Source organism: Paenibacillus rhizovicinus, assembly GCF_010365285.1.
Classification (GTDB): domain Bacteria; phylum Bacillota; class Bacilli; order Paenibacillales; family Paenibacillaceae; genus Paenibacillus_Z; species Paenibacillus_Z rhizovicinus.
Window position 1 is genome coordinate 6,628,808 of sequence record NZ_CP048286.1, and the last position, 26,161, is coordinate 6,654,968.

Consider the following 26,161-nt stretch of genomic DNA (forward strand, 5'->3'; position numbering starts at 1 on the left):
ATAGTTTATGGGAATGTTTGATATTGAATCTTGTTGGTTTTCTCGATATAGTTTTAGAGAGATAACGAACATTCGGTTCTGGGAAAATGGATGGAGGAAAGCGATCATGTCTACACCTACTGGATTTATGGACTACAAACGCGAATTGCCCGCTGACCGCGATCCGCTGGAGCGGATTAAGGATTGGAATGAATTTCATAAGCATTTCAGCGACGATCAGTTAAAAACACAAGGCGCGCGCTGCATGGACTGCGGAACGCCGTACTGCCATACTGGCATCGAATTGCCAGGCGGCACTTCGGGATGCCCGGTCAACAACCTGATCCCGGAATGGAACAATCTCATCTACCGCGGATTGTGGCGCGAGGCGCTTGACCGTTTGCATAAAACGAACAATTTCCCGGAATTCACCGGACGCGTATGTCCGGCTCCTTGCGAAGGTTCGTGTACGGTCGGCCTGATCGGCGATTCCGTAACGATCAAGACGATCGAATCCGCGATTATCGATAAAGGCTTCGAAGAAGGCTGGGTCGTTCCGCAGCCGCCGCATATGCGTACGGGCAAGAAAGTCGCAGTTGTCGGTTCTGGTCCTGCGGGTCTTGCAACTGCAGCGCAATTGAACAAAGCCGGTCACACGGTAACCGTATACGAGCGCGCAGACCGCATTGGCGGATTGCTGACTTACGGCATCCCCACGATGAAGCTGGAGAAGCATATCGTACAACGCCGCGTTGATTTGCTTGAGGCGGAAGGCGTTAATTTCGTCACGAACGCGGAAGTCGGCACGAACGTTCCCGCGGAACAGCTGATGAATGAGTTCGATGCGATCGTCCTCTGCGGCGGCGCTACTAAAGCGCGCGATGTAGAGATCGAAGGCCGCGACTTGAAAGGCGTTCATCTGGCGATGGACTATCTGAACGGCACCATCAAGAGCTACCTGGATTCCAACCTCGAAGACGGCAACTATATCAATGCAGAAGGCAAAGACGTGATCGTCATCGGCGGCGGCGATACAGGTACGGACTGCGTCGCGACGGCATTGCGCCATGGCTGCAAATCCGTTACTCAATTCGGTACGCATGCCAAAGCTCCACTGACGCGCGACAACGACAAGAACCCTTGGCCGCAATTCCCGAACGTGTATACGCTCGATTATGCACAAGAGGAAGCTCGCGCGCTATATGGTGAAGACCCTCGCGCCTTCTCCGTGTTGACGAAGAAATTCGTCGGCGACGAGAACGGCAACTTGAAAGAGCTGCACACGGTTCAGATCCAGCGTACGGTCGATGAAACCGGCCGTAAGATCTATCAAGAAATTCCGGGAACCGAGAAAGTTTGGCCAGCCGATCTCGTTATGATCGCTGTCGGTTTCGAAGGTCCGGAGAATACGCTGATCCAAAAGCTCGGACTTGAGCAAGACCGCCGTTCCAACGTGAAAGCTGCGTACGGCAAATATCAAACAAGCGTGGACAAAGTTTTCGCAGCAGGCGATATGCGCCGCGGACAAAGTTTGGTCGTTTGGGCGATCAACGAAGGACGCGAAGCGGCACGCGAAGTGGATCGTTATTTGATGGGAACTACGATGCTTCCTTAAGCCACTCTTTCGTCACATTAAACATGATACATTAATTAAGGTGAAACGGCTGGTGCCACCCCGTGGCGAGGCTCGACTCATCACAGAGAACGACTTGAACGATTGTAAAGTGAAACTTACAAAATAATCTTGTATAATACGTAAAGCGCCTTCGGGCGCTTTTTATTTCTTTTCCGAAGGGAGAACGTCCAAGATGATTCAATACGGTTCAGAGACGGTTACGCAGCTGAAGTTCCGATCGTTTCAACCACGGCTTGAGCGGCGCGATTCACAATGGGTGGATATCGAGCTTGCGATCGAAGTCGACGAGACGACGCCGGTTCCGCAGGACTTAATGGAACTGACGGTCCTCGTGATCTGCACGCACGGCGGCGTCATTGCGCAGATCGTTCCGCTGGACGAGGGAACGGATTGCGAGTTTCAATTCACGGCGGACGAGAAGGATCAAATCCGTGCCTATATCGAAGGTGCTGAAATTCAAACGGTTATCGCAAATCTGGCAGCCCAATAGGGACAAGCTGTGGTAAAATTATCCTGAGAGTCCGGAATGAAACGAGCCGTGCCGCAATGTCGGCGAAGGCTGGGTCAGTTCGCGTGATCAGGAGGCGATATCATGTACGGTCAAGCAGCCAGCGTATTGACGAGGGCCGATATTCATAAGATCCGGCATTATGTCCAGCATAAACATGGCGACCTGCCGACGGAGCGCCGCGCCGAGATCGTCGCGGATGCGATGCAGCGCATCGTGCTGCGTCAGCTGCCTGAATTTCAGAAGGATGAGCAGCTGATCGTCATGAAGAAACTGCTGCGCGAAGTCGTGGCCGGAGAGGGAATTCCGGTCAGCGAGGCGCATATTTTCGAAGCCAGCATGAGTTTGGATGTCGATCAGCCTGATGTGATTCTCCCCTTACATAAATGGACCGAGACGCGTTTGGGAATGACCATAGATTTCCGTCTGTTTCGGGAAGCGGTAAACGAAGGAAGACGCCTGGCGGCTGAACCGAGTCTTGGCATGCCGGCTTGGGATGCGGTCATCGGAACCGCCGGACTTCGCGGCGAGCAACGGAACGAAGAGGGAGTCGAGCTTGAGAAGCCGCTCGGCTTGACCGGCTTGCCGTTTAGCCAGCGCCAGCGAAAAGCGGTCGTATATTCAGCGATGATCGCTCTGTTATGTGCGGCAATGCTTCTATATGGCTGGCGGCTGCTTCACCCTCAGGCGGTCCATGTCGCTCAGCCTCCGGTGGTCATGAAACTGCCCGAGCCGATGCCGTCGGTAATGAAGCCGCAGAACGCGCTGCCGGACAATTTGCGTTTTGTCGAAGTCGATCGAACGCGGCTCGTACAATATTTGCGTGCCAAGAAATCATTGCTGGCCGAAGAGCCCTACCTCGGCGCGATTCTTCGCGCAGCGCAAGCGCATGATATTCATCCGCTGCTGATGTTCGCCATCACGGGCCAAGAGCAAGCGTTCGTGCCGAAGACGGCCAAGAATGCAAAGCAGATTGCCAACAACCCGTTTAATGTCTATTATAGCTGGCAGGCTTTCAATACAACGATTGAAGAATCGGCGAGAATAGCGGGCAACACCATTAACCGCTTGAGCTATAAACGGCCGGCTAACGTCGATGCGATCCAGTGGATCAATCGCGAATATGCGCAGGACGAGAATTGGTCGACAGGCGTGAACAGCATTCTGAGAACGATGGTTGCTTCTATTATGACGGACAAGTAACAGCCAAGCGAGACGCGTAGATTCTTGAATTTCATAAAAGAGGGATGGTCCTGAAAACATTAATCATTGCGGAAAAACCTGATATGGGCAGAACGATCGCCGCTGTCGTGGAGCCGCGAGCGCAGAACAAACGCACGTATTTGGAAGGCGAGCATTACATCATAACGTGGGCGATCGGGCATCTGGTCAGTTTGGCGGAGCCCGATCAATACGATCCGAAATATAAGCGTTGGAACGCGGCTGACCTGCCGATCATTCCCGATCGTTTCAAGCTGTGGCCGAATGCACGGACGAAAGATCAGCTCACGATGATCGGAGAGCTTTCGAAACGCTGCGGCCGGCTGGTCAACGCCTGCGATGCCGGGCGCGAAGGTCAGCTTATCTTTCATCTGATCCGTCAATATTTGAAGCTGCCGCAGCCGACAGATCGGCTATGGATTTCGGATTTGACGCCGGAAACGATTCGCCGCGGATTCGACGGGCTGCGCAGCGATACGGATTATGACGATTTAACCCGCGCGGCTCGCGCCAGGAGCGAAGCGGATTGGCTGGTCGGTATGAATGCCTCTCGCGCGTTTACGATTCGCCACAAGGCGCTGCTGTCCGTCGGACGGGTGCAGACGCCTGTGCTTGCGCTGCTGTATGACCGGCATCGGGAGATAACGGCCTTCGACAGCGAAACGTATTTCATCGTGCAGGCTGCCTTCAGCCAACGGGATTTCGATTACAAAGGCGTTTGGCAGGGCGATCGGATCACGAAGCGCGAAGAAGCGGAGAAGCTGGCTGCGAAAGTCAAGGACAAGCCGGGAACGATTCTTCGTTACGACGTGAATGAATCCAAGGAATATCCCTATCGTCTCTATGATCTAACGTTGCTGCAGCGTGAAGCGAACGGAAGATACGGTTATCCGGCGAAGAAGACGCTGGATATCGCCCAGGCGTTGTACGAGAAACATAAGGTCATTTCGTATCCGCGGACGAGCTCCAACTACGTAACCGAGGAGAACATTCCCGTCATGGGGAACGTGCTTCAAATGTTGAAGGGAACCTCGTATGCGGAACTCGCCAATGGGGCCGATCGCAGCCGGGTGCACAAGGGCAACAGGGCGGTTTGCAATCCGGCGAAGGTCGAGGATCACCATGCCATTCTGCCGACGCCTAAGAAACCGGGAACGCTCAGCACGGAAGAGCAGAACATTTACGATATGATCGTGCGGCGCTTCCTGTCGCATTACTATCCGCCTGCCGTGTATAACAATCACGAAGTGATCACGGAAGTCGAGGGCGAACAATTCCGGACGCGCGCGAAGGAACAGCTGGAGATTGGCTGGCGCATCGTGCTCGACAATGCGGATGGCAACAGCTCGAAAGGGAAGGCCAAAGGCAAGAAGAAAGACGGCGACCCAACGGCAGCGGATGACGGAGAGGATGATTTGATGGAGACGGATAGACCGTTCTCCGTAAATGCCGATCTGCCCGTACAGTGCGAGTTCGCCGCCGCGATCGAGAAGGAGACGAAGCCTCCGAAGCCTTATACGGAAGGTACATTGCTCAAAGCGATGGAGAGCGCCGGAAAAGCCATCGAGGACGAGGAGCTCCGCGATGCGATGAAGCAGACGGGACTTGGCACGCCTGCGACACGCGCGGCGACGATTGAACGGCTTAAACAGGTAGGTTACATCAATGCGGTTGGCAAACGGCTTGATATTACGACGAAGGGCTGCACGGCGATCGAGCTGATCCGGAGCGCCGGCGTCGAGCTGTTAGCCTCGCCGGAGATGACTGGACGGTGGGAGCAGCGGCTGCATCAAATTTCGAAGGGTGAAGCTTCGGATGAGCAGTTTATCGCCAAAGTGAAGCAGTTCGCCGAGATGATCGTCGCGAAAGTGCGGCTTCAACAGCCCGCGGCTGCCAATCTGTTCGACGAGCCGGAATCCGCGGGCAAGGGAGCGGCGAAAGGAAAAGGGCGCGCAGCGAAATCCACTGCACGCAAGGAAGGCGGCGCAGCCGAACGAAGCGGTTCGCGCAGTCGGACGGCCGCGAAGCCGAGCACTGCAGCATCTTCTAGAAGCGGCACAGCAGCGAGATCGAGCGGTACCACTTCGTCAGCGGGCAGCCGAGGAACGAGACGATCCTCAACAGTCGATGCTGCCGACGTAAGCGCGGGGAATTCCGGTGGCGGCATATCAGCGTTATCGGCCCAACGTTCGAGCTCGAAGCCGGCGGCAGCCGATCAGCCGGCAGCGCGCGGTACGATCGCACCTTGTCCGCGTCCGGGCTGCGGCGGCCAGCTTGTCGAAGGCAAACGCGGTTATGGCTGTCTGCGGTTTAGGGAAGGCTGCACCTTCGTCATTTGGAAGGAGCAGCAAGGTCGAACGATTACCGCTGCAATGGCTAAGGCACTGGCTTTAAACGGAGAAACGCGCAAATCGACGATTAAGCTCGTTAATGGTACGACCGTGTCAGGGAAATGGCGGTTAACCGATTCCACCACCGGAGCAGTCGTGTTCCAGCCGGTAAACGAATAACAAAACAGGCTTGACCGATGAAAGAGCATTATGCTCCTTCAGAAGTCAAGCCTGTTTCCGTTTGCTATTAGGACAGCCGTTGCGCGACATAGTTCCGAATGCTCTCCGGAATGTCCGAAAGCTGTTCAAGTGTCAGAAATGCGCCTTGCGGCTCCACGTCGACGCCGACAATGTTGTACACCCATTCCGAGTCGGTTTTCATGTGAATGGCATTGATGCCCGTCGTCAATGCGGGGATGACGTCGGTCCGAAGGGAGTTGCCGATCATCCAGGTTGACGGCCGATCGAACATGCCTTCCTGCAAAATGCCCTCCATCGCTTCGGTGTTCTTCTTGGAGCGAACGTAGATGCGAGGTCCGAAATAGCGCTCTAAATCCATTTGTTTGATTTTCTTCGTCTGAATGAGCAGCTCGCCGCCCGTATAGAGATGAAGCTCATGGCCGCGGTTCGCCAGCTCGTACAACGTTTCCTCCATAAATGGATAAGGCTCGGCTTGGAATTCATATACGCTTCGTCCGAGTTTCCATAGCAAGTCCTCTTCCATCACGGACGTCGAACGCCCGTACAGATTGGAGAAGTAACGATAAGTTTCGATAAACGATTGTGGAAAGTGATCGCTCTGGAAACCGACGATATGCACGCCGGCAATATCGATTTCCGTTTGTTTGTCGCGGATCTCCTCGGCGGTTACCCCATATCCTCGAAACCAGTCCATCATACTGTCCGTAAATTGTTCAATGACGAAGAAGAAATACTTGTTGCAGTAAATTAGCGTATCATCGAGATCGAATAGAATAGTTTGTTTCATCTTAGGCACGGCTCCTTCCCCAGATGATTTCGCTGTAGATTCAATCTACCGCATCTTGGGATTCGCCGTCAAATCGTATACGGTTGGGAGGATTTACAAATACTGTAGCCGGAGGTGAACAGTGCATGGTGCTGAACAAGAATAGCAAGCGGAATCGCAATGACGACTCCGGATTGAAGGAATATTACGTAGGGCTCAAACCTGAAAAAGCAGCAAACAGGCCGGCAAGCTTAAACGGCATTAACAAACAATTGCCGTAGCCAAACCCGAGTAGCGGCGCAGCGTGGAGTGGATCTCTAAAGGTCGGCGAGAATCCAGAAGTGGACAGATTGACCGCGGCCTTTAGAGACACCGTGGGAAAAGGGCTGTTCTTCTATTAAGCATATTTATTCATTTTGGCAGTAAGGTCTTGTTTAATGAAAGCGAGTCTCCGCCTGACGTAGAAATCGTAGCTTGCGCCCTTCAATTCGCGGGGGCTGATAATCGTATCCTCACTGTTGTCGATAATGGTCAGCGATCCGTTGGAATAAAACTTGAACGTTAAATCCCGAAACGGCCGGTGCGTCTCAATAAATCGGTAGCTTTCGCAGTTAGTCATGATGGTCAGCCTCCTTACGGTCAATGAGAGATTAGAACATTTGTTCTTGTTTTTATTATAGCAAACATTTGTTCGTATGGAAACTATTATTTTTATCCCTTACACTAGGTTGATAGATATTTCATCACCGCTTTGTTTCAGCTGCAACTTCAAGCGGATAAGGAGCCCAGTCATGATCAGAATATCGCAATTATCGAAACAAATACCGGGCGGGCCGCAAGTGCTCTCCGGCGTGAGCTTTAACATAGAGCCCGGCGAGTTCATCGCCGTGAAAGGCGCGAGCGGAAGCGGGAAATCCATGCTGCTCAAATGTCTGGCGCTGAAGGAGAAATGGAGCGGCGGCACATATTTCGTGGACGGCATCGATATTTTCAGCAAAGGCATACAAGGCCGTCTGAAAGTCCGCCGCGAGATCGCTTACTTGGAAGAGAAGCCGACGCTTTACGCGAACAAAACCGCGCTGAAGAACGTCATCATCGGGGCGGTCGGTCAGACGCCTTTCTGGCGCAGGATGACAGGCATGATGAGAAACGATGATTACATGGGCGCCATGGATATGATCGAGAAAATGGGACTGATCGACAAAGCCCATCAGAAAGGCGATAAGCTGAGCGGCGGCGAGAAGCAGCGGATCGGAATGGCACGGGCGCTTGCGCACGGCGCGAAGACGCTGCTGGCGGACGAGCCCGTATCGGGCCTCGACCCGCATCAAGCCGAGCAGGTTCTCTCGGATTTGAAGCGCATGTGCCGAATCCAAGGCGTATCCGTCGTTGCCGTCATGCACCAGGGCGACTGGGCGGAACGATTCGCCGACCGGATCATCGGGTTGAACGACGGCCGGATCGTGCTGGACATCAAGGGACGGAGAATGACGGAACGGGAGAAGAACCTGCTGTGACCGAAAATGAATCCGTTTACCCGTTCGAGCTGCGTCTGATGCGAGAAGAAGAGCTTCAAGCGGCGCATGAGCTGGAGCTCGCCTGCTATCCGGTCGAAGCAGCCGCGACAAGGGAAGCTTTTACGTTCCGGCAGAAACATTTCCCGGGCTATTTCTGGTCCGCGTGGCAGGAGGGAGTTCTCGTCGGTCTCGCCTGCGGCGTGCGGACCGCCGACAGCAGCTGCGAATCGGATGCCGTCAAGGGCGCCCATGGCGCCGACAACGGCGGCAGGCATCTGTGCGTGCTGTCCGTTGCGGTTGCCGAGTCATGCCGAAGGCACGGCCTGGGGATGGTGTTGATGAAAGCCTTGATTCGCCAAGCGGCGGCCGATGGGCTTGAATCGATTGTCCTGATGTGCGAGGAGCATCTGATCGCGTTCTATGAACGGCTTGGTTTCCGCTATGAAGGCCGTTCCGCATCCGAGCATGGCGGCATGCATTGGCATGAAATGAAGCTGCTGCTGGCCTGATAGCGGCTTCAAATAAATCCCGAAGGCAATGGAAGCCTATCTGCGGCATAGAATGGAGCATCAACCTAAAATAGGCAGGTGTTCCGACATGGCATTCCATTTCCAAAGTCCGGCCGTCGTTCAATCCTCGCGGGTGGCGTTTCCCAAAGCCGAGCTGTACGTTCCTGTCGTCAGCGGACTTCAGAGCGCGGCGTCGCGCAACGCCATCAACAATAAAATCCGTCAGACCGAACGCGAGCTCGTTCACGACCAAGGCTCGCTCTCCGATCCGCGGGCGGAGATGATCGGCTATTTCGAAGTGAAGACGAACGAGAAAAACGTGCTCAGCCTTTCCGTGTTCAATTATGCCTATACCGGAGGGGCGCATGGCCTGACGCTGCAGGAATCGCTGACCTTCGATACGGGGACGGGGAAATCGTACGCGCTAGCCGACCTGTTCAAGCCAGGCAGCGATTATGTGAAGCGGCTGTCGGATCTGGTGCGCGCGCAAATCGCGGCACGGCAAATCGAAACCTTCGAACCGTTCAAGTCGATTCGGCCGGATCAACCCTTTTACATCGCGGACCGCTCATTGGTCATCTATTTCGCGCTTTATGAAATCACGCCCTACGCTTACGGATTTCCGTATTTTCCGATTTCCGTATACGAACTGAGCGACATCGTGAATCCGAACGGGCCCCTTGGCCGCATGGACGTGAACGATTAATCGATTCGAAGGAGCTTATTATGATTTATGTTCTCATTCTGCTGCTTGCTTGCGGCGGGCTATTCTTGCGCTTGAAACGCCGGCAGCGAGAGAATAATAGACCGGTTATCACCGAGCATGTCCCCGCCGTGACGGAGACTTCCCTGCCTGACCGACCGCGGCAGGATGTCATTCCGATCGAGCCGGAACCGGAGCTGCCGGCTCGCGAAGGAGAATACGCGGTTCTCGTCGCAGACGATCAGCCCTTGATCCGCATGTTGCTGAAGGAGCTGTTCCAACAGGACGGGATTACGGTCTACGAAGCCGGGAGCGGCGTGGCCGCCGTCGAAGCTGTCCGCAACCATCGCGTCGATTTCGTGCTGCTGGACTTGAACATGCCCGATATGAACGGAATCGAGGCAATCAAGCAGATCAGGCTGCTGAACGAAACCGTGGAAGCGGCCTTCATCACAGGCTACGGCGATCCCGAGCTGCTGAACGAAGCCAAACGCTACGGGGTGCATACGTGCTTTACGAAGCCGTTCGATCTCGATCTGGTGATAATGCATGTTAAGGATTGCTGGAATTCGGTGAAATACAGGGATGGAGTCGTTTCCTGAGTTCAGCGATCTTGAATCACGGCAACCGCTGGCAGAACCGCTGCCAGCGGTTTTTTTGATATGGAAATGCGAAGCGCGGCTAAATCAACATGCTTGTGCTGATAGGAACGACTTCCTCATAAAGTCAGATAGGGAGGTGCTGGCATGATAATGTTGTGGATCGGTTGCGCGGTTTTCGCCGCGGTTTGTGCGCTTTCCCTCTTGCTGGCCGGGGCAGCCGAGCGCGGGACGCAGCTTTCGCTGCATCAGCCGCTGCACCGGCATAGCGAGTACATACGCTACATGCGCGATAAGCATGATTTGAACGGCTTCGGCTTCGCTCAGCAGCTCACAAGGCATAAGGGCATAGGGTCCGCGATCGGCTTAACGGCCTCGTCTTTGCCGCTGATCGGGGGAGCCGTATTTCTCCTCGGTCCGGCAATCGCCTTCGGCGGCCCCGCGGTCATCGGAATCGGCTGGCCGGTCCTCGGCCTGTTCGGCTTGTTGACGGCATGCTCCGTCGCGGCATTCGCTTCGGCGATTCCGACAGCGGGAGGCTGCTACCATTGGGCTGTCGCATCGGGAGGGCGCCGGGCCGGCTTATGGTCCGGGTGGCTGCACGCTGCAGGATCGTCAGTCATGCTGGCAACGACGAATATATACCTTGCGGACTGGATGAGCCGATCTATCGAGCGTCATGTGGGCTATACTGGCGGCGCAAGCTTGTTCTACATTATCCTGCTTATGCTGTTCGTTTCGCAGGCGGCGGCTAACGTCAGGGCATTCCGGCTGCTCAGCAGACTCTTGACGTGGACGGCTGCTTTTCAATTTGCGCTCATCGTTGGCATCTTCGCTATCTTGGCGTCAATAGCATGGCCCGGCGCGTACCCATTTCAGATTATGGCGTATACGTCGTCGTCCTGGATTCCGGTTGAACCTGCAGCCGGAGGGACGTCCATGCTCCTGGGCTTCCTGCTCCTGCAGCGGCTGTTCCTCGGCATCGGCGACGGCGCTCAAGCCGGAGAAGAAACGAGCGATCCCCGCATCACGCTGCCTTGGTCGATTTACTTGTCCGCCGCCGGACTTGCTTTTTTCGGATTCATTTTGTTCGCCTTCATCGTCATGCATGCGCGTATCGGGGATTTCGGCTTGACCGCGATGCCGGCGCTCGGGGATTGGCTGACCGATGTGTGGGAGCGATGGGGGGATGCCGGCGCATCGCTGTTCTTCGTGCTCGTCGCCGTATTGGTGTGGGCGAACGGCACATTGACGATGGGTGCGGGCGCGCGGACGCTCTTCGCGATGGCGCGCGATGAAGTGATTCCTTTCGCAAGCAAGTTGTCCGCCGTCTCCGTCCTATACCGCTCGCCCATGCAGGCATTGCTGACGATCGCTGCCGGAGCGGGGGCGATCGCGCTGCTCTCGTCCGCCATATATTCGTCCGCCATGGTTCAATCGCTGCTCCCGCAGCTCATTCTGCTGAGCATTGCCGCGCTGCATGCCGCCTATGCCATTCCCATTGGCGGCAGGGTGCTGCTGACGCTGAAGGAGCGGAAAGACAACCATCCCCTCCGTCCGGCAAACCGCAAACGTTCCAAGCTGCACGGTCCGTGGAACCTCGGGAAATATAGCTTGACCGTGGATGGCATTACCGTCTGCTGGTTGACGGGAAGTGCCGTGCTTGCCGTTTGCTTGTTGAAACCGGCCGCACTGATCATCGCATCGGTCTGCCTGATTGCCGGCACCGCCTGCATGGAGCGGATGCTGCGAAGGCTTCGCCGGAAGACGCCGGTCAAAATCGTCGGTTCGATACGCTTCGGAAAACGGACGATGGACGAATGTATCAGAATTGAAAGAAAATTCCCGCAATAAAGTTCGTCAAGGGATTGCCGAACGCTGCGAGCTCGGGAAATAGCCGGAAGGAAACCAGGGAAATAAATTACGAGATTTCCGAAATCATTTCCCGGGTATACGCAGAAAGCAACATGTTTAGCGGACTTTCGACACGCATTGTAACTATTTACAGCTAGTGGCAGTTTTTTGTACGGGAAATACCGCTGGTGATTGGCATCAGGAGGGCAATGCACGTATAATTTTGGTAATGATCGAAGCACACGCTTGCTATTTACGATGCTGTTTCGCTCCTTCCCGCTGGAATTCCGGACCGGGTTGCGCGTGCGAGACGTATGGAGGTTTGGGAAATGGAACTCGGAACGTTACAATCACTGAACGTATCACAGCTGGAAAACGTGCCTTTCGGGAAGAAGGAGGTCGTGACGGGCATTAACAAGAAGCCGCACGATAACGCGCTGCTGGTAAGCGCAGGCGGCATATCGGGCGATGCGCAGGGCGATCTCGTCCACCATGGCGGGAGCGACAAGGCGGTATGTGTCTACAGCGCCGTCCATTTCCCATATTGGGCGCAGAGATGGGGGCGAGAAGTTCATGCGGGCGACTTCGGCGAGAATTTCACGGTTTCTTCGCTGACGGAGCATACGCTGTGCATCGGAGACATCGTTGCCGTCGGACAAGCGCTCGTCCAGGTCAGTCAGCCGCGGCAGCCGTGCTTTAAGCTGGGCATGAAGCATGGCTTGCCGAGGCTGCAGCTTGACGTCGAGGAAAACGGGTTTACGGGGTTTTATTTTCGCGTTCTAGAGGAAGGACTCGTATCCCGAGGGGATACGCTCACGTTGCGGAAACGCCATGCGGCAGCCATTACGGTCGCGGAGGCCAATCGCGTTATGCATAAGGACAAATACGACCGCGAGGGCATTGCGAGCTTGCTCTCCGTTGCTGAACTTGCCGAGAGCTGGCGTCAATCACTGACCAAGCGATTAGCGAAACTGGATGAAGAAGCTGCATCGGGAGGATAGCCACGGAACATGATGAATCAAACTGACGGGAAATATGCTGTCATCGTCAATCGCTATGCATTCCCGGAACCGGTTCGGATCGAACGGGAAGACAGCGGCATGAACAACACGACCCGGATGATCTACGCCGGAGATGAACGCTACGTGCTCCGCGTGTATGAGAATCACCGTGACGAAGCCATTGTAAGCCTGGAGCATGCCGTATTGTCCGAGCTAAACAAGGCCGGGTTGTCCTTTCGCGTTCCGGCTCCCGCCGCGAATTTCGATGAGGCAACCGTAACGCGAACGCCAGAAGGCAAGCTCGCTGCAGTATTCAGCTATATCGAAGGCGTCCGGCCGGCGATCGCAGTTGCTTCCCACATCGAAGGATTGGGGCGTGCCGCGGGCGAATTAACGCGTAAACTCGGGGAGCTGCATGCTTTATCGGCGTTCAAGCCGGTATATCAACCGTATTACGAGTTCGAGGAGACGCATGCGGCGATGCATGTGGAAGCGATTCGATGCTTAAGTTCCAAGCTGCCATTGACCTCGGAGCAAGAGGAGAAGGTCGAGTCGCTGCTGGCCGCAAGAAATCGATTAACCGCATTAATCGCACGATTCAAGGAACTGCCAAGGCAATGGATTCACGGCGACATCGTGTTCGCGAACGCGCTGGCCGCAGGGAAGTCGATCGTGGGCTTGCTGGATTTTGAATTCTGTACGGTGGATGCGCGAGCGATGGAATTGGCGGTTGTCTGCGCGGAATTCCCTTGCGAGGACGATGCCTTGTCGCTGGAGCGAATCTCGCTGCTGTGCAAAGGTTTTGGATCGCAATTCCGGCTGGAAAACGAAGAAATCGCAGCATTGCCCGATTTAATCCAGCTTCGCATGATCGATGTATGGCTTCATTTCGCGGGACGGCTGGCCGAAGGTTTGGATGGGGAAGAAGTATGGATCCGTCAGATCGAACGCATCTCGTTCGTTTGCGATTGGGTCGAGCGCAATCGCGCACAATTACATACGGCGTTTCAAGCGGCGGCGGCGGTACAGCAGTCGACAGTCTAGGCGCTGCGGGCCGAGCCCGGTGATTCATTCTTGCGAATAAAGAATGATCCGCCGGGCTTTTGTCATATAAATGCTAGGAGGGGAGCTGTCACGATGCTACCGCGCCCGCGTCCGCAGCCGCAGGCGCAGCAGGAGGGAAAGCAGAGATGAAAAGCACGGCCGAGCAGCTTGGTTACGATCCGACGGACCGCCTCTTGATCATTAACGCAGACGATTTCGGAGTTTGCCATTCGACCAACCTCGGCATTCAGATGCTGCTGGAGGAGCGTACGGTTTCCTCCGCAACGATCATGATGCCCTGCGCTTGGGCGCGGGAAGCGGCGCAGTGGAGCGCCTCTCGCGCCCACTTGGACGTCGGGGTCCATCTGACGTTTACGAGCGAATGGGACGCCATGAAATGGGGTCCCGTATTCCGCGGCGGCGCGACGATGTCGATGACGACAGCCGAGGGATATTTTCATAAAGACGCGAAATCCTTCGAAAGGCGCGCCGACGCTAGTCAAGTGAAGCAGGAAATGATCGCGCAAATCGAAATGGCGCTGACGCTGGGCATCGACGTAACGCATGCCGACAATCATATGGGCAGCTTGTACGGCCTGCAGACGGGCCGGGATTTCCTAAGCGACGTCTTCGACGTGTGCGCCAAGTATGGGCTGCCCTTCAGACTGCCGCGTTATTTGCTGCTCGAAAGCGGGATGCCGGCGCCGCCCGAGCTAGCCGGACAGGCGATGAAGCAAGCGGAGGCGGCCGCGCGGAAAGGCGTACTGGTCCTGGATTATTTGGTCGGCCTGCCGTTCCGCACGCCGCGGCCCGAGACGTATGCGCAGTTCAAGGCGCAGATGATCGGCCTTCTTCAGCGGTTGAAGCCGGGCGTGACGGAAATCATCATTCATCCGTCCCTCGTGACCGACGAACTGATCGCCTTCCACGGCGAACCGCTGCGAAGAGGGATGGAACTGGATGTTTTTCGCGATTCGGACGTTCAGGACGCGCTCCGCAAGGAAGGGATTATCCAGATCGGCTGGCGTTCGCTGAGACAGGTTCAACGCAGGAAAGGTACACCTTGACGTAACGGTGGGGAATAGAGGCGAGGCGGAAGAAATTCTGTCCCAGCCTTGTTCTCGATAAACGGACGAGCTGTACTATCACAGACAGAAGGACAAAACGCTGTATTACCGTTTACGGTGCCCTGTTATGGAAATAAACGCTATTCGCCGTCTCGTTCTAGTGATATACTGACTGTTGTGAAAATAAAAAGTATTCAGTTAATTCGGGAAGGGAGTGGAGCAAGTGGCAATACTTCCAAAGCAGAATGATCTTGGATTCTTTGAAATTCGACTGGAATCGATCGGCGGACTCGGCGCGAATCTGGCGGGGAAAATGCTTGCCGAAGCCGGCGTTGTTGGAAGCGGTTTCAATGGCGTGAGCTTCTCTTCTTACGGTTCGGAGAAAAAAGGATCGCCGGTCAAGGCGCATATCCGTTTCTGCGATTTGGAGACGAATATCCGCGATACGACGCCGGTTGAACGTCCTCACATCGTAGGCGTGTTCCACGAAAACCTGTCCAAAACGATTAACGTCATCAGCGGTATCTATGAAGACAGCGTCGTCTTGGTCAACTCCTCCAAAACGCCGGAACAGCTGAAAGACAAGATCAAGCTGTCCGCGGGAACGCTCGCCGTCGTCGATGCAACAGGGATTTCGCTCGAAGAAAACAACCGCGTCAACATGGCGATGCTCGGAGGCTTGTTCCGGCTTTGCAACTTCCTGGATTTTGAGCATATGAAAGGTATTATACGCAAATCGCTGGAGAAGAAATATCCGCAGGCGGTCGACCCGGCTTTGCGGACGTTCCAGCGCGGCTACGATGAAGTGCAGTTCCAAACGTTCGCGCTTCCCGAAGGAAACGCCATGCCGCAGCCGACGCGCTGGGACGTGCCGAGTCTCGGTTACGCGACGCAGCCGATCGGCGGGATGATCGTCAATCCGGGCAACAGCGTGCTGAAGGACTTGAGCATCTCGAGGCAAGGCATGATGCCGCATTTCGACGAAGAGAAATGCATTCACTGCGCGGCCTGCGACACGGCCTGCCCGGATTTCTGCTTCGTCTGGGAAGAACAGCCGGACAAGAAGGGCCGGCCGCAGATGTTTCTGCAGGGCATCGATTATCAATATTGCAAAGGCTGTTTGAAATGCGTCGTCGCTTGTCCGACCGAGGCGCTCAATTCGGAACGCGAAACGGACGGGTACGGCGATGATCACCGGGTACCGCACAAATTTGTTTGGAGTGTTAGCAACTAGAATATTCCATATTCTAAAGCAGCTTATTCCTCCGGAATGAAACGCGCTGCGCCGCCAAATCCGGCGCTAACCGTTTCACCTTGGGCATCAGCGAATTAACGTCGTCAAGTGATTCGAAGCGGGATCGGCCGCCGCTATGTGTGCGGCACGGGCCATTTCGCTTCGTCACAACGAAAGAGAGGAGCTTCCACATGGCCATTGAAATCAACAAAGAAGTGAGCACGGGTACGGTCGAGCAGCGGATGGTCTACGAGTCAGGCAACGAGATGGCTGCGTATGCCGCGCATCAAATCAATTATCACGTCATGGGTTATTTCCCGATATCGCCGTCGACGGAGGTCGCGCAGTTCCTCGATCTCATGAAAGCGAACGGCCAGCACGACATCAAGCTCATTCCGGCCGATGGCGAACACGGCTCCGCGGGCATTTGCTACGGCGCATCGGCCGCAGGCGGGCGCGTTTTCAACGCGACGAGCTCCAACGGCTATCTCTATATGCTGGAGCAGATGCCGGTCCAGTCGGGAACTCGCTTTCCGATGGTCATGAACCTCGTCTGCCGTTCCGTTTCCGGACCGCTCGACATTCACGGCGACCATTCCGATCTGTATTTCGCCCTCAACACGGGCTGGCCGATCCTCATGTGCCGCGACCCGCAGGCCGTGTACGACATGAACATCATGGCGCTGAAGCTCGCGGAGGATCCGCAGGTCCGGCTGCCGGTGCTTGTCGCTTCCGACGGCTATTTCACCTCCCACCAGAAGCGCCGCGTACAGACATTCGCGCATCGCGCGGACGTACATGCCTTCGTCGGCGAGCATTCGCCGGAAGGGTTCCTGCATGTGCTTGATCGCAACAATCCCATCACGGTCGGACCGTATATGAACGAACCGGACTATATCAACAACTGTTATCAGCAGTCCATGGCGATGTACAATGCGGCCGAAGTGTTCGATCGGATCCGTCAGGAGTACGAAGCGCTGACGGGCCGAGATTATCCGATTCTGGATCAGTACCGCATGGACGACGCGGAAGTGGCGGTATTCTTGATGAACTCGGCATCCGAGATTATTAAGGACGTCGTCGACCAGCTGCGCGCCAAAGGCATCAAGGCCGGTTCCATCGCGCCGAACATGATCCGTCCGTTCCCGGCGAAGCAAATCGCCGAAGCGCTGCGCGGAGTAAAGGCCGTGACGATCGGCGACCGCGCCGACTCATACGGCGCCCATGGCGGCAACATGACGAACGAGATCAAAGCGGCGCTCTTCACGCACGGGGCCAAGGATACGCTCGTCATCAGCCGGATCTACGGCCTTGGCGGCAAGGACTTCTATGCCGAGGACGGACATCATCTGTTCGAGCTGGCTATCGAAGCCGCGAATTCGGGCAAAGTCGATGTGCCGTTCGATTATTGGGGCCACACGCCGGGCGATCCTTCCAAAGCGCCGAAGCGCGTGCTGGAGCCGTTGAAATACGAGGATCTCAAGACAGGACTGATCACGGTTGACCGTGACGAAGCGACAGGCAAGCTGAAGGTGAAGGTACCTCCGGTCCGACAGCTGACGAAGAAGCCGAAGCGGCTCGCTCCGGGGCATGGCGCTTGTCCGGGCTGCGGCATTTTCTCCGGGCTGGAGCTGTTCTTCAAAGGCATCGAAGGCGATATCGTGGCGCTGTACCAGACAGGCTGCGCGATGGTCGTCACGACGGGCTTCCCGTATTCCTCGCATAAAGCGACGTACATTCACAATCTGTTCCAGAACGGCGCGGCCACGCTGTCCGGCGTCGTCGAAATGTTCTGGGAGCGCAAGCGCCGCGGCGAGCTGGACCAGTACGGCTTGAAGGATGATTTCACGTTCGTCATGATCACGGGCGACGGCGGCATGGATATCGGCATGGGGCCGGCAATCGGCAGCGCGCTTCGCAACCATAAGATGATCATTCTGGAATACGATAACGAAGGCTATATGAATACAGGCGCGCAGCTCTCGTACTCGACGCCGCTCGGCCATCGCACTTCGACATCGAACGTTGGGAAGCATCAAGGCGGCAAGCTGTTCCACCACAAGGATACGGCGCAAATCATGGCGGCCACGAACATTCCTTACGTATTCACCGGCTCGGAATCGCTTCCGCAGGATTTGCTGCGCAAAGCGGCAAAGGCACAGTATTACGCGCAAAACGTCGGTCTAGTGTACGGCAAAATTCTCATTACTTGTCCGCTGAACTGGCTGTCCGAGGAGAAGATCGGCCAAACGCTGATCGACGAAGCCGTGAACAGCTGCTTCTTCCCGCTTTACGAGGTGGAGGAGGGCATTACGTCCATCACCTTCAATCCGGAAGACAAGGGCAAACGGATTCCGCTGGCCGACTGGCTCAAGAACATGGGCAAAACGAAGCATATGACCCGTCCGGAGTATGCCGACGCGCTCAAAAGTTTCGAAGACGAAGTCGATCGCCGCTGGCAGCGGTTGAAAGCAAAGCACGAGAACGCGTATTTATAGAGCGTGAAGCATGTGAAGAGAAATTGAAGTTGTTTAGTTGCTCAGACAAGGCGCGGCGTCGCAAGTGCCGGGCCTTGTTTGATTTTCGCCGCGTACGGGAATTGGATCCCGGCAGAAGGGAGCAGCGCAGATGCCGAACGTATTGCGTCACCGCGCATCCGGGGAAATCGCCTGCGGGATGCTTAAGAATGTGTATGATTTTGCATATTATGGCGCGCTTTGGTGGGACGATAATGAAACGGCGGAGCGCTCGGCCGCTTCGGCGCTGGCGGCAGCCGGCTACGAGGACGATACCGCATGGGATGTCCTGGAGGTTAAGGAAGAGCGGCTGAAGCTGTTCAACGTCAAATTGAACAATGACAGCAGGCGGACGCTGCTGCTGGAGCCGGACGGCACGATCTCCGTCGTCAAAAGCTAAACCGGTCATGAGCGGGAGGGCAGAGCAGGGATGAACAATACGAGCGTTGACGATTATTTCGCACAGCTGAGAGATTTGAAGCCAGGAAGCGACAGCGACGCGGATCATTTCGGAGAAGCGCTGCGGTCGGCTGGATTTACGCCGATGCGCAGATTTCTGGACGAGTTTCGGCTCTATCTCCGGTCCTACTTGGAAGCGGAGAGCGGGGCGGCGTCGGAGCTGCTGAAGCGCGCGATGAAGGCCGTTCCGGAGCCCGGGCGGATCAGTCCTTCGTGGACGTATGTTTGGCGCGAATATGAAGGCATCATCCGCACGAAAGCGCAAGTGTTCCGGGACATTCCCGAATCGGAGCGGGAAGGCGAGTGGCAGGTGCTGCTGGATAATCCGTTTTCGAACCAGAACATCGCCGTTTATCCGAATCTGACTTTTATCGAGGCGGCTTACATGTTCGCCTATTTCCGGACAGATCTCACCAATAGCGAGTACGTTCGGCTGCAGAAGATCGCGACGTTGATGACGTTTTCCGGCGCGGATTCGGATGGCATTCAGCCGATCGTCAGCCTTTGAGTCGTCGATCGCAAGCAAAAAGGCTTTGATTCCCTCCATGTGTCGCAGGAGCGGGAATCAAAGCCTTTCTGTTAGCGAGCCTTACGGATCCTGCCGGTTTCCAGCAAGTGCGCGGCTATCTTACGCCCATGGAACCGGCCGGATTCGATGAAGATTTCGTTCGCTTGGTGACGCGAAGCGACGACGCCAGCCAGATAAACGCCCGGCACGTTGCTCTCCATCGTCTCGTCGTCGAAGGTCGGGTATCCTTCGTCCTCCATCGTGACGCCGAACGAGTTCAAGAACGCGCGATCGGGGCGGAAGCCGGTGAGCGCAAGGACGAAATCGTTCGCGAGCTCTTCGCGTTCGCCCGCATGCTCGATCGTAACGCTGCCGGGGCCGATCGCGACGATCCGCGATGCGAAACGCATGTCGATCCGTCCTTTGCCGACGAGCCCTTCGAAGCCCGGGCGAACCCACGGCTTAATGCTCGATGAATAGTTCTCGCCGCGGTAGACGACGGTGACGCTGGCACCGACGCGCTCCAGCTCCAATGCCGCGTCGATCGCGGAGTTGCTGCCGCCGATGATCGCGACTTTCATGCCCGTGTACGGGTGCGCCTCGCGGAAGAAATGGGTCACTTTGTCCATGTCTTCGCCGGGGATGCCAAGCAGGTTGGGGTGGTCAAAATAGCCTGTCGCCACGATGACGGCATCGGCGCGGTACTGTCTGGTTTCACCGTTCCGGTTGGAACTATGCAGCAGGAAACTGCCGTCCCCTTGCGGCTCCACGGCCTTAACGGTCTCATACGCGTTGATCCGGACATTGCGCCGGAGCGCGACATTGCGGTAATAATTCAGCGCTTCCAGCCGCGACGGCTTCTCGTTTGCCGTCGTGAACGGAATATCGGCGATTTCCAGATTCAGCGGCGTGCTGAAGAAATTCATGTACGTCGGATATTGCGAGATGGAATGAACGACGTTCTGTTTCTCGATGATAAGCGGGTTAAGCCCGACGGCCTGTAATTCGATCGCCGCGGCAAGCCCGCATGGACCGGCTCCGATAATAATGACTTGTTCGTCTGACATTTGCATCTTCATATCAACTCCAATACTCATTTAATTCAGGAAACAATAATACATATTAGTTTAACATATCCTCGGCGGTAGGGCGCGCTGCATGCAGGGTTCTAGGGAACACTGCATGTCTGGGTGCAAGCGCGCTGCATGCAGGGTTCTAGGGAACACTGCATGTCTGGGTGCAAGCGCGCTGCATGTATAACCGCAATCCTTCTAGTGGAGCTGAAGCTGCACGGATAAGAGTTTCAATCGAGGCATCCCGTGCGGAATCAAGCATTTGGCTCTGTGTGGCGCGAACAATATGTTGTATAATAAGCTAACACTGCTTGAAAGGGGAGATAGAATGCGACGGCGATTCGTTATTGAAGCCGTGATGGTTGCTACTTATGGTCAATTGCTCGTGCCAAGCCGGCCGGTCGATTTTGTCTTGCCATATTCCACGATCATGGAACTTTACGATATGAAGGACGGTCCGGAGCCCGTAATGGACGATCCGGAAGACGATAAGCATGTCAAAAGCAAGATCCAGGAACTGATCGCTTTCTTCGAAGATCCGTTCAACCGCAAGAAAATCGAGCGCTCGCTGCAGATGCCTTGGCGCGAAAGCTCGCCGCTGCTGCTGAGCGAGATGGTGCAGTTCACGGTCGTGCATGCGGTCGATAACGCCCAGTACGGAGAATATTTCGATCCGATCGAAACGGAGCTGCTGCTGACGTCGATGAAGCTGAGCGTGCCGCTGCTGTCGGACCAATTCGAGTTTCAGGATAAACTGCTGGAAGCCGAGGTTCCGGTCCAAGTCTACGATATCGAGGATTACGAATTCGCGGTCGAACAGGGCATAACGGCATCCGATTTCGAATCGATGCGCGATCTGTAAGCGTCGAATGGGCGAGGTATTCGCAGAAATGACTGCGAACGAGCCTTCAGAAATAAACATTTTTTTTCAGTTGAGCCTCTTGCGCTTGACTGGAAGTGATGATAAGATTTGGATGTTCCAAACGAACAATAACAATGAAAAGGAGGGCGATGGATATGATTTTCTTCGTGAATGACGTGCGCGATTTCAAGATGAATGCAGTCCATCGGCCCGACTTCTTAAACGCATGAGACAGCTGTAACCAGCTGCCCTGTTTCAGGCGTGTGAGGAGACTTTGAGCCGTGCGGCTCGAGGTCTCCTTTTTTGTTGTCTATCGTTGGAGCCGTTTGTTGATAAAGGAGGCATGCAAGCTATGAACATGTTGTTGCGCTTGCTGAAGTATTTACGTCCGAGCATGAAATGGGTCGTCATCTCGGCGCTGCTGCTGGTGTTCGGGACGATCGTCGACCTGGCAGCTCCGTGGCTGTTGAAACAAGTGTTCGATAAGGGGATTACAGACAAAAACGTAAAATTGGTTCTCGGTTTCACCTTGGCGCTGGCAGGCATCCAGGTAGCCAAAAGTTTGGCGATGTTCGTGCAAGGACGTTCGCAGGAATTGGTCGGACAGAACGTCGTCTTCAAGCTCCGGGAGGAAATGTATACGCATTTGCAGCGGCTGTCCTTCAGCTACTACGACAAAGCGCAGACCGGACAACTGATGTCGAGAATGACGGGCGATATTGAATCGGTCAAGAACTTCATCGGGTTCGGCGCGATGGCGATGTTTACCGGCGTCCTGACCTTCGTGGGCACGATCGGGTTCATGCTGTTCATGCAATGGCAGGTGACGCTGCTCAGCATGGCGACCATTCCGCTGCTGATGTACGCGCTGTATCGGTTCAACAAGAAAGTCGGTCCTGCATGGGGTCAGGTTCGGGAGCAGATGGGAAAATTAACGACGACGCTGCAGGAGAACATTTCCGGCATTCGGGTCGTCAAGGCGTTCGCGCGGGAGAAAGTCGAACAGCGCAAATTCGAGGATCGCAACGACGATAACTTCACGACCAACATGGAGCGCGCGAAGCTGGAAGCGGCCGCGTTTCCGCTGATGAACTTCTACGGCGGCATCGTGTTCGTGACGATGGTATGGTTCGGCGCGCTGTACGTGGCGAACGACAAGATGTCCTTCGGAACGTTCATGGCGTTCCAATGGTACACGTGGGGCATCATTTGGCCGCTCAACATGCTCGGCTGGCAGATCAACATCATGCAGCAGGCGATGAAAGCGGCGCCGCGGGTATTCGAAGTCTTGGATACGCCCGTCGATATCGCCCAAGACGATGCAGGCAGCGTAGACGTCAAACGAATCGAAGGCAACGTGATCTTCGACGACGTCGCGTTCCATTTCGCGGATCAAGATCCGGCGAACGAAGAAGGCGTGCTCGAAGGCATTTCGCTGAACGTGAAACAAGGCGAGGTAATCGCGGTGCTTGGAGCGACGGGTTCGGGCAAAAGCAGTCTCATCGCGCTGATGTCGCGGTTCTACGATGTCACCCGCGGGACATTGCGGATCGACGGCACCGACGTCAAGGATTACGAGCTGGACGGACTGCGCCGGAAGATCGGCATCGTTCCGCAGGAAACATTCCTGTTCTCGGCAACGATCCGCGAGAATATCGCCTACGGCGTACCGGAAGCGACGCAGGAGCAAATCGAGTGGGCGGCAAGCAAAGCGCAAATCCATTCGTTTATCGAAGGCATGCCGTTCGGGTACGACACCATCATCGGCGAACGCGGCGTCGGACTATCCGGCGGTCAACGGCAGCGCGTCGCATTGGCGCGCGCGATTCTCATGGATCCGCCGATTCTCGTCCTCGACGAGGCGACGGCGAGCGTGGACACGGCAACGGAGTCCGCGATTCACGAGGCTTTGCTGGAAGTAATGAAGGGCCGCACGACGTTCATTATCGCCCAGCGGTTGTCATCCGTGAAACGGGCGGATCGCATTATCGTGCTGGATCGGGGCCGAATCGTGCAGCAAGGCACGCATCGGGAGCTGTTCGCGCAGGATGGATTCTTCCGCAATCTGTTTCAAATGCAAGAAGCCGCGGCTTCGCGGTAATCGGTTAATGGCACTAATTATAAACATAGAGAACAAAAACATAAACGAGATGAACGGGTTAAAGGAGGGGGCTGGACTTGAGTCAAGTGGAGTGGGATTCCGGCGAAGAGATCGAAGAAAAGCCGTTTAATCGTACGTATCTTAAACGGCTGTTCCGCTATGTGCTTCCCTATCGGAAAGTAATCGGCTTCGTGATCGTCATCGTATTGATTAACATGGCGTTAAGCTTAGCGGAGCCGCTGCTCGTCAGATACATCATCGACGACGGCATTATGGATAAAGACTTCATGGTCATCAACATCCTCGGCGCAGTGCTGCTCGGATCCAAGGCAATCGGCTGGCTGCTGGGCTATCTGCATACGAAGATGATCAATTTTACGGGACAGCGCATTCTGTTCGATTTGCGTCAACAGCTGTTCAATCACCTGCAATCATTATCATTCCGATTCTTCGACGGCCGGCCGGCAGGGAAAATCATGTCCCGGATCACGAACGACACGAATGCCATCGGCGAGCTGATTAACGGCGGCCTCATCACGATGGTCATGGAATTCACCCATCTGATCGGTATTATTGTGATTCTGCTCTGGATGGACTGGAAGCTGGCGCTGCTATCTTTCATTACATTGCCTTTGCTCTATCTCATCGTGGGCTTGATGCAGCCGAAGATCGAAGGATCCTGGTCGCATTCGCGCAAAACGATGTCCGCTATCAACGGCAACCTGAACGAAACGATTCAAGGCATTCGCGTCATTCAAGCGTTCTCCCGCCAGAAGGAGAACAACCGCCGGTTCGAGCAGTTGAACACGCGCAACAAGAATGCGTTCATGCGCGCCATCACGCTGGAATCGATGGTATGGCCTTCCGTCGAGATGATCGGCATGATCGGTACTTGCATCGTGCTGTGGTTCGGAGCGAATGCCGTCATGGACGGCGATCTGACGCTCGGCTTCATCATGGCGTTCATCAATTATCTATGGCGGTTCTGGGGCCCGCTCAGCGCGTTGTCCAAGGTGTACAGCCAAGTGCTGTCGGCCATGGCCTCGGCGGAACGGATCTTCGAGATCCTGGATACCGAGCCGGAAGTGAAGGACCGCGAAGGCGCGCTGGTTATGAAACAGATCAAAGGCGAAGTCATCTTCGACAATGTATCCTTCCGCTACGCAGAGGATAAACCCGATGTGCTGCGCAACGTGAACGTGCACATCAAGCCGGGACAGCGCGTCGCGCTGGTCGGCCCGACAGGGGCGGGCAAGAGCACGATCGTCAATCTGCTGATGCGCTTCTACGATACGACCGGAGGCCGCATCTTGATCGACGGCGAGGAAGTAAAGTCGGTCACGCTAGAATCGCTTCGGAGGCAGATGGGTATCGTGCTCCAGGATTCGTTTATCTTCTCCGGCACGATCGAAGACAATCTGCGCTACGGAAACGAAGATGCGTCGGACGAAGCGCTTCGCCGAGCCGCGGAGAGCGTCCGCATCGATAAATTCGCGTCGCAGTTCGCGGAGGGCTACATGACGCAGGTCGAAGAGCGCGGATCCAAGCTGTCCGTCGGCCAGCGTCAATTGCTGGCATTCGGCCGCGTACTCCTGTCCGATCCGCGGATTCTGATCCTCGACGAGGCGACGTCCAGCGTCGATACGGAAACGGAGCAGCATATCCAAGCGGCGCTGCAGACGGTGCTTGAGGGTCGGACCGCGTTCATCATCGCGCACCGGCTGTCGACCATTCGCGATGCGGATATCATTCTCGTCGTGAAGGACGGGCAAATATCCGAGCAAGGCTCGCATGACGAGCTGATGCAGCAGGGCGGCTTATATAAGAAGCTTTACATGACGCAATTCGAGATGCAGCAATCGCTTGCGATGCAAACTGGCGCTTAAGAGGCCGCTTGCAAGGGCAGTTCTCTTCTAATAGGAAGGGGGCTGCCCTTTGTCATCCTATTGGAAGTCATAGTAATGCGCTTACAAGTTTCTATCCGATTTACAGGGGGAAACTCGGCAGCGCCGCGGAAGGAATCGGCAGCCGTTGCTTCGCAAGGGTTGAGAGGCGGCCGTTCGGGGTAAACTGTATAAATAAATTGACATTCAGTCGCAAATTTAATAAGCTTACAAGGAATTTTCAAATCTACAAAACAGGAGATTGATTATGAAATTCAATATGAAATTTAAAGATTTTGCAGCGGCTGATGTGAATCCGGCAGCAGGTCTATATCATTTCGTCGTTACGATGTCTGATAATACGCAAATTCGCCTTATTTTCACGAAGAATCCAGAGTGGAAGCTGATCGGCGTAAACCGTCTTCTGACCGTGCCTTGCCCGATCTGCAGAAGAGACTACTATTGCAACTGCATGTCGAAGTACTTAGAAGCATTCGAGCGCGAAGTATTGGACAATGAACTGATTTCTTCCGTTCTCTAATTCATTCTTCAACGTCCGGGGCGATGCCGCTTGCGCCGCTGATGAAGCT

The 26,161-nt window shown here is 55.3% G+C and carries 24 protein-coding genes; 21 read left to right on the top strand and 3 right to left on the bottom strand.

From position 1 onward, the window contains the following. The first annotated feature begins 106 nt into the window (after positions 1-106). The 4 genes from GZH47_RS29585 to GZH47_RS29600 all read left to right on the top strand — a co-directional run bounded on the left by GZH47_RS29585 (position 107) and on the right by GZH47_RS29600 (position 5,854). Positions 107-1,594 carry a glutamate synthase subunit beta gene (locus GZH47_RS29585; RefSeq protein ID WP_162644684.1) on the top strand — a complete coding sequence of 496 codons (1,488 nt, stop codon included), beginning with the start codon at positions 107-109 and terminating at the stop codon, positions 1,592-1,594. Positions 1,595-1,787: 193 nt separating this feature from the next. Next, positions 1,788-2,105, top strand: a complete 318-nt coding sequence (locus tag GZH47_RS29590; RefSeq protein WP_162644686.1) for a hypothetical protein — start codon at positions 1,788-1,790, stop codon at positions 2,103-2,105. A gap of 102 nt (positions 2,106-2,207) precedes the next feature. Next, complete coding sequence (locus GZH47_RS29595) at positions 2,208-3,326, top strand: hypothetical protein (RefSeq protein WP_162644689.1); 1,119 nt, start codon at positions 2,208-2,210, stop codon at positions 3,324-3,326. Positions 3,327-3,376: 50 nt separating this feature from the next. After that, on the top strand, positions 3,377-5,854 hold the full coding sequence (locus GZH47_RS29600; RefSeq protein WP_162645515.1) for a type IA DNA topoisomerase: 2,478 nt from the start codon (positions 3,377-3,379) through the stop codon (positions 5,852-5,854). Between the two features lie 67 nt (positions 5,855-5,921). On the opposite strand, the gene GZH47_RS29605 is transcribed toward GZH47_RS29600, so the two are convergent. Continuing rightward, entirely contained in the window at positions 5,922-6,662 is a 741-nt protein-coding gene (locus GZH47_RS29605; protein WP_162644691.1) for an HAD family hydrolase, read from the bottom strand. Between the two features lie 125 nt (positions 6,663-6,787). On the opposite strand from GZH47_RS29605, the gene GZH47_RS34460 reads away from it, so the two are divergent. Next, positions 6,788-6,922, top strand: coding sequence for a hypothetical protein (locus tag GZH47_RS34460; protein ID WP_263866883.1), 135 nt, complete (start codon positions 6,788-6,790; stop codon positions 6,920-6,922). A gap of 116 nt (positions 6,923-7,038) precedes the next feature. On the opposite strand, the gene GZH47_RS29610 is transcribed toward GZH47_RS34460, so the two are convergent. Further along, positions 7,039-7,260 carry a hypothetical protein gene (locus tag GZH47_RS29610; protein ID WP_162644693.1) on the bottom strand — a complete coding sequence of 74 codons (222 nt, stop codon included), beginning with the start codon at positions 7,258-7,260 and terminating at the stop codon, positions 7,039-7,041. Positions 7,261-7,432: 172 nt separating this feature from the next. Between GZH47_RS29610 and GZH47_RS29615 the strand changes: the two genes are divergently transcribed. The 12 genes from GZH47_RS29615 (at position 7,433) to GZH47_RS29670 (ending at position 19,652) form a co-directional block, all read left to right on the top strand. Beyond that, complete coding sequence (locus GZH47_RS29615) at positions 7,433-8,158, top strand: phosphonate ABC transporter ATP-binding protein (protein WP_162644694.1); 726 nt, start codon at positions 7,433-7,435, stop codon at positions 8,156-8,158. Continuing rightward, positions 8,155-8,667: a GNAT family N-acetyltransferase gene (locus tag GZH47_RS29620; RefSeq protein WP_162644695.1), complete on the top strand. Its 513-nt coding sequence runs from the start codon at positions 8,155-8,157 to the stop codon at positions 8,665-8,667. Before GZH47_RS29615 ends, GZH47_RS29620 begins: the two co-directional genes overlap by 4 nt. 88 nt (positions 8,668-8,755) lie before the next feature. Beyond that, positions 8,756-9,373 (top strand): DUF3298 and DUF4163 domain-containing protein, encoded by a 618-nt coding sequence (locus GZH47_RS29625; protein WP_162644696.1) that lies wholly within the window; start codon positions 8,756-8,758, stop codon positions 9,371-9,373. 20 nt (positions 9,374-9,393) lie between these two features. Next, the gene (locus tag GZH47_RS29630) at positions 9,394-9,972 is read left to right on the top strand and encodes a response regulator (RefSeq protein WP_162644697.1); all 579 of its coding nucleotides are present in this window, start codon (positions 9,394-9,396) and stop codon (positions 9,970-9,972) included. 144 nt (positions 9,973-10,116) lie between these two features. Next, the gene (locus tag GZH47_RS29635) at positions 10,117-11,823 is read left to right on the top strand and encodes an amino acid permease (RefSeq protein ID WP_162644698.1); all 1,707 of its coding nucleotides are present in this window, start codon (positions 10,117-10,119) and stop codon (positions 11,821-11,823) included. A gap of 329 nt (positions 11,824-12,152) precedes the next feature. After that, positions 12,153-12,824 (top strand): MOSC domain-containing protein, encoded by a 672-nt coding sequence (locus GZH47_RS29640; RefSeq protein ID WP_162644699.1) that lies wholly within the window; start codon positions 12,153-12,155, stop codon positions 12,822-12,824. A gap of 9 nt (positions 12,825-12,833) precedes the next feature. After that, the gene (locus tag GZH47_RS29645; RefSeq protein ID WP_162644700.1) at positions 12,834-13,868 is read left to right on the top strand and encodes a phosphotransferase; all 1,035 of its coding nucleotides are present in this window, start codon (positions 12,834-12,836) and stop codon (positions 13,866-13,868) included. A gap of 146 nt (positions 13,869-14,014) precedes the next feature. Beyond that, entirely contained in the window at positions 14,015-14,935 is a 921-nt protein-coding gene (locus tag GZH47_RS29650; protein WP_162644701.1) for a polysaccharide deacetylase family protein, read from the top strand. A gap of 223 nt (positions 14,936-15,158) precedes the next feature. Then, complete coding sequence (locus GZH47_RS29655) at positions 15,159-16,169, top strand: 2-oxoacid:acceptor oxidoreductase family protein (RefSeq protein ID WP_162644702.1); 1,011 nt, start codon at positions 15,159-15,161, stop codon at positions 16,167-16,169. 191 nt (positions 16,170-16,360) lie between these two features. Continuing rightward, positions 16,361-18,667: a thiamine pyrophosphate-dependent enzyme gene (locus GZH47_RS29660; RefSeq protein ID WP_162644703.1), complete on the top strand. Its 2,307-nt coding sequence runs from the start codon at positions 16,361-16,363 to the stop codon at positions 18,665-18,667. Positions 18,668-18,797: 130 nt separating this feature from the next. Further along, positions 18,798-19,085 carry a hypothetical protein gene (locus GZH47_RS29665; RefSeq protein ID WP_162644704.1) on the top strand — a complete coding sequence of 96 codons (288 nt, stop codon included), beginning with the start codon at positions 18,798-18,800 and terminating at the stop codon, positions 19,083-19,085. 30 nt (positions 19,086-19,115) lie between these two features. Continuing rightward, a complete protein-coding gene (locus GZH47_RS29670; protein WP_162644705.1) occupies positions 19,116-19,652 on the top strand; it encodes a hypothetical protein in 537 nt (178 codons plus the stop codon). Positions 19,653-19,723: 71 nt separating this feature from the next. Here the strand turns inward: GZH47_RS29670 and GZH47_RS29675 are convergent, their stop codons facing one another. Next, positions 19,724-20,719 (bottom strand): YpdA family putative bacillithiol disulfide reductase, encoded by a 996-nt coding sequence (locus tag GZH47_RS29675; RefSeq protein WP_162645516.1) that lies wholly within the window; start codon positions 20,717-20,719, stop codon positions 19,724-19,726. Positions 20,720-21,053: 334 nt separating this feature from the next. On the opposite strand from GZH47_RS29675, the gene GZH47_RS29680 reads away from it, so the two are divergent. From GZH47_RS29680 to GZH47_RS29695, 4 genes are all read left to right on the top strand, one after another. Next, a complete protein-coding gene (locus GZH47_RS29680; protein WP_162644706.1) occupies positions 21,054-21,587 on the top strand; it encodes an ADP-heptose synthase in 534 nt (177 codons plus the stop codon). A 352-nt stretch (positions 21,588-21,939) separates the two neighbouring features. After that, positions 21,940-23,688 carry an ABC transporter ATP-binding protein gene (locus tag GZH47_RS29685; protein WP_162644707.1) on the top strand — a complete coding sequence of 583 codons (1,749 nt, stop codon included), beginning with the start codon at positions 21,940-21,942 and terminating at the stop codon, positions 23,686-23,688. A gap of 86 nt (positions 23,689-23,774) precedes the next feature. Next, entirely contained in the window at positions 23,775-25,574 is a 1,800-nt protein-coding gene (locus tag GZH47_RS29690; RefSeq protein ID WP_225446602.1) for an ABC transporter ATP-binding protein, read from the top strand. 265 nt (positions 25,575-25,839) lie between these two features. Further along, positions 25,840-26,112: a hypothetical protein gene (locus tag GZH47_RS29695; RefSeq protein WP_162644709.1), complete on the top strand. Its 273-nt coding sequence runs from the start codon at positions 25,840-25,842 to the stop codon at positions 26,110-26,112. The last annotated feature ends 49 nt before the right edge of the window (positions 26,113-26,161 follow it).

Excerpts from the sequence above, each read along its gene's own strand:
- GZH47_RS29585 (WP_162644684.1), top strand. The coding sequence starts at position 107 with ATGTCTACACCTACTGGATTTATGGACTACAAACGCGAATTGCCCGCT.
- GZH47_RS29590 (WP_162644686.1), top strand. The coding sequence starts at position 1,788 with ATGATTCAATACGGTTCAGAGACGGTTACGCAGCTGAAGTTCCGATCG.
- GZH47_RS29595 (WP_162644689.1), top strand. The coding sequence starts at position 2,208 with ATGTACGGTCAAGCAGCCAGCGTATTGACGAGGGCCGATATTCATAAG.
- GZH47_RS29605 (WP_162644691.1), bottom strand. The coding sequence starts at position 6,662 with ATGAAACAAACTATTCTATTCGATCTCGATGATACGCTAATTTACTGC.
- GZH47_RS34460 (WP_263866883.1), top strand. The coding sequence starts at position 6,788 with ATGGTGCTGAACAAGAATAGCAAGCGGAATCGCAATGACGACTCCGGA.
- GZH47_RS29610 (WP_162644693.1), bottom strand. The coding sequence starts at position 7,260 with ATGACTAACTGCGAAAGCTACCGATTTATTGAGACGCACCGGCCGTTT.
- GZH47_RS29615 (WP_162644694.1), top strand. The coding sequence starts at position 7,433 with ATGATCAGAATATCGCAATTATCGAAACAAATACCGGGCGGGCCGCAA.
- GZH47_RS29625 (WP_162644696.1), top strand. The coding sequence starts at position 8,756 with ATGGCATTCCATTTCCAAAGTCCGGCCGTCGTTCAATCCTCGCGGGTG.
- GZH47_RS29630 (WP_162644697.1), top strand. The coding sequence starts at position 9,394 with ATGATTTATGTTCTCATTCTGCTGCTTGCTTGCGGCGGGCTATTCTTG.
- GZH47_RS29635 (WP_162644698.1), top strand. The coding sequence starts at position 10,117 with ATGATAATGTTGTGGATCGGTTGCGCGGTTTTCGCCGCGGTTTGTGCG.
- GZH47_RS29640 (WP_162644699.1), top strand. The coding sequence starts at position 12,153 with ATGGAACTCGGAACGTTACAATCACTGAACGTATCACAGCTGGAAAAC.
- GZH47_RS29645 (WP_162644700.1), top strand. The coding sequence starts at position 12,834 with ATGATGAATCAAACTGACGGGAAATATGCTGTCATCGTCAATCGCTAT.
- GZH47_RS29650 (WP_162644701.1), top strand. The coding sequence starts at position 14,015 with ATGAAAAGCACGGCCGAGCAGCTTGGTTACGATCCGACGGACCGCCTC.
- GZH47_RS29660 (WP_162644703.1), top strand. The coding sequence starts at position 16,361 with ATGGCCATTGAAATCAACAAAGAAGTGAGCACGGGTACGGTCGAGCAG.
- GZH47_RS29665 (WP_162644704.1), top strand. The coding sequence starts at position 18,798 with ATGCCGAACGTATTGCGTCACCGCGCATCCGGGGAAATCGCCTGCGGG.
- GZH47_RS29670 (WP_162644705.1), top strand. The coding sequence starts at position 19,116 with ATGAACAATACGAGCGTTGACGATTATTTCGCACAGCTGAGAGATTTG.
- GZH47_RS29675 (WP_162645516.1), bottom strand. The coding sequence starts at position 20,719 with ATGTCAGACGAACAAGTCATTATTATCGGAGCCGGTCCATGCGGGCTT.
- GZH47_RS29680 (WP_162644706.1), top strand. The coding sequence starts at position 21,054 with ATGCGACGGCGATTCGTTATTGAAGCCGTGATGGTTGCTACTTATGGT.
- GZH47_RS29685 (WP_162644707.1), top strand. The coding sequence starts at position 21,940 with ATGAACATGTTGTTGCGCTTGCTGAAGTATTTACGTCCGAGCATGAAA.
- GZH47_RS29695 (WP_162644709.1), top strand. The coding sequence starts at position 25,840 with ATGAAATTCAATATGAAATTTAAAGATTTTGCAGCGGCTGATGTGAAT.